The sequence below is a fragment of the Enterobacter sp. GER_MD16_1505_Eko_090 genome, from assembly GCF_003331015.1.
GTDB classification, from domain to species: Bacteria; Pseudomonadota; Gammaproteobacteria; order Enterobacterales; family Enterobacteriaceae; genus Enterobacter; species Enterobacter roggenkampii.
Window position 1 is genome coordinate 1 of record NZ_PUQF01000057.1, and the last position, 1722, is coordinate 1722.

Below are 1722 nucleotides of genomic sequence, written 5' to 3' on the forward strand. Positions count from 1 at the left end.
TGTATTCAGAGGAGCAGATTAACCCCTGGATCAATTTTCAACCGCTGGGGTGGATCAGTTTTGCACCGTTGGTAACATCTGTGGCTCTGGTTGTTCTGCAGCATGTACAGAGAGTGGTGGAAAAAAAACAGCGCCAACACGGCTATTGCAGAAGCCGATGCCAGGGAGAAACGCAAATGGCGATATGTCATATGGGGATGGAGAATGTTCCAGCTCCTGTGTCAGCTGTATCTGGCTACGCTGGTTCTCCGATTCGTACTCTCATAATGAAAGGCCCTGCGGCCGGCCAGGCAAGCAGTGTCAGCCTGCTGGCAAATCCGCCGGCCATCACTTTGAATAAGAGACTGCATACGGGATGCTGATTATTTATCAGGCCTTGATAAGGCGTCTGAACAAGAGTTGCTTAATATCCTGTTTGTGCGCAAGTATCGCGTGTGTCGTGACGACAGAATCTTCTGCAGAGTAAATGACGCGGTATCCGTTTGCCGTATTACATTCACGATATTTTGAGACACCCATTTTAAGCAGTTCCGGACAACTCTGACAGCCATAGGGGTAGAGACTCACGCGCTGCTCATACTGATCCAGTATTTCGGCCAGGACGGGAGCAGGGTCAACGTCTGAATGTGTAAGGTGAGATGCGATCTCTGACAGGCAAATTTTCACTGTTTCCGTGTATTCAATTTTAACGACTTTTTTTTCCATTTTTTCACCTTAAGCGGAAAGCGTCCTTACAATCCCTCAAGCAACTGACCTCTGGTAAGCACTTTTCCTTCCGCTCTGTCCTGTTCAGATAGCGTCAGCAGTTTAAGAAGTGCTATGGCATTTTCCCGCTCCTGTTGCTGGTCATAGGACTCAATAACGTAAGCTGGTACACCATTCTGGGTAACCAGAATCGGTTCCGAGAGGTCCAGGGATGCTGCATTTTTTTTGACGAAAGAGATTGTTTCAACTTTCATTGTGGGAGCCTTGTCGTTAAATCAGGACTTAATATAGCCTAAATTTAGTCCAACTGCAATTTGACCCTTATGATTTGACTGCGCTCAACACGGCATCACGAAGCCATTCCGCTGAAAATACGAGTGAGGGTCATTGTCACCGGGAGGCTTTTCTTATCGCGGCCTGTAGTCTGTCAGCGGTTACGGCTTCCGGGAAAACCGTGATGGTGTCGGGAGTCGCCCCGCTAACGGGCATGACGACGATCCCCGGCGTTCCGGTGAGCCCCAGTTCCTCTGCCAGGTTACTGTTTTTCTCAAGGGACGCGGTATGGTCGCCCGGCACAGAGGCGGCCAGCCCTGCCTTTGACGCTGCCGCGAGTATATCCTCTGCCGTCAGCTTGCCTTCATTATGGCCGGTGGCGTAGATGGCATTGTGATAGGTGACATAGGCCTGCGGCCCTTTCTGTTGCCAGACCGTCAGCCCCTGCTGTGCAGCCTGAAGTGAAGCTTCCCAGCGACCACCAAATATTGGCCACTCCTTAAAGAGGTAGCGGACGTCCGGCTGCGCTTTCATGACCTTCTCCAGTTCCGGCGCGAAGCGGCTGCAGAACACGCACTGGTAATCAAAGAATTCAATCACCGCGACCTTTGCAGTATCAGGCCCGTAAGCCGGGGTGTCCGGATCATGCAGAAGGTTCGCCTGATTCTAGACTGGCCCCATGAATCTCCAGACAGTTGGTATCACTTAAGTTAGTGATAGTCTTAATACTAGTTTTTAGACTAG

Annotated in this window: 3 protein-coding genes and 1 pseudogene; 1 reads left to right on the forward strand and 3 read right to left on the reverse strand. The window is 50.6% G+C overall.

Annotation, left to right across the window (positions count from 1 at the left end):
* Nucleotides 1-362: hypothetical protein (locus tag C6A40_RS25180; RefSeq protein ID WP_204690096.1), on the forward strand; the 362-nt coding region annotated here is incomplete at its 5' end.
* Between the two features lie 7 nt (nt 363-369).
* Here C6A40_RS25180 and C6A40_RS24695 read toward each other — a convergent pair.
* From C6A40_RS24695 to C6A40_RS24705, 3 genes and pseudogenes are all read right to left on the reverse strand, one after another.
* A complete protein-coding gene (locus C6A40_RS24695; RefSeq protein WP_112020735.1) occupies nt 370-705 on the reverse strand; it encodes a type II toxin-antitoxin system RelE/ParE family toxin in 336 nt (111 codons plus the stop codon).
* Nucleotides 706-731: 26 nt separating this feature from the next.
* Nucleotides 732-959, reverse strand: a complete 228-nt coding sequence (locus C6A40_RS24700) for a type II toxin-antitoxin system Phd/YefM family antitoxin (RefSeq protein ID WP_021314796.1) — start codon at nt 957-959, stop codon at nt 732-734.
* 136 nt (nt 960-1095) lie between these two features.
* Nucleotides 1096-1644: pseudogene (locus tag C6A40_RS24705) on the reverse strand (DsbA family protein); the annotation flags it as partial.
* Nucleotides 1645-1722 lie beyond the last annotated feature (78 nt).

Coding starts and splice junctions, on each gene's coding strand:
- C6A40_RS24695 (WP_112020735.1), bottom strand. CDS start 705: ATGGAAAAAAAAGTCGTTAAAATTGAATACACGGAAACAGTGAAAATT.
- C6A40_RS24700 (WP_021314796.1), bottom strand. CDS start 959: ATGAAAGTTGAAACAATCTCTTTCGTCAAAAAAAATGCAGCATCCCTG.